We start from the raw sequence: 778 nt of genomic DNA, 5'->3' as shown, positions 1-778 counted from the left end.
TTCAACAATTTTTGCGCTCGCCATACGCTCTAACTGAAGGTCGCGAACAGCAAGAAGCGCTCGCATCCATGCTGATTGTTGTTGATAGTATTCGTCAACTCGCCATCGCCGCACCCGATGTTTTCGCTATTCTTGATAGCTTTTCAGCGGATAAAAGCGACAGCTATTACTACCGTAAAGCCATAAACAATATCTTTGTCGCTATGGCTGGACACTCACAAACCAAAGCGTTTTACGATGTGATTGAATCTGACTCAAGTTATATCCATCGTTTGAGTGGTTTTATTACCAACAACGAATGGGCGATAGGCACGGATTCTGAACAACTACTTGGCAATGCCGCGCGAGAGCTCGCTAGGCTGGTAAAAACTGAAGATGCAGAGACAAAAAAAGTCGTTGTCGACACTTTAGATTCTTTGTTAAAGCGCTACCCGCTAGGCGGTAAGTCAGACAGAATTTGGGTTGGCATCGCCGAAATGGTTGACGCTTATGCATCAGATTATCTTGAGCAGCTAGGGCTAAGTAACTCAAAATCCGTATTAAAACAGCGAATAATGACATTCAGTTATGATTGTCGCGGACCCGCGCGAATTCTTGCTCAAGAGATGACCGAAGCTCAAGCAATAACAAGCTGCGAAACATTAAACCTCAAAGAAGATGACTTCCACCAAACTGTTAATACCGGATATCAGCCTGTCGCTGATGATCATAGCGATAGTGTCGATGTTATTGTTTTTAAAACCAAAAGTGACTACTCGACCTACTCCAGCTTCCTTTT

The 778-nt window shown here is 43.8% G+C and carries 1 protein-coding gene; it reads left to right on the top strand.

Going from position 1 to position 778, the window contains the following annotated elements; all coding sequences use genetic code 11:
- Positions 1–778, top strand: a 778-nt coding sequence (locus R7Q11_RS25805; RefSeq protein ID WP_225466955.1) for a collagenase, incomplete at both ends; no start/stop codon positions are given.

The organism is Vibrio sp. 970 (genome assembly GCF_033339075.1).
This window is presented reverse-complemented; position numbering and strand designations above follow the sequence as displayed.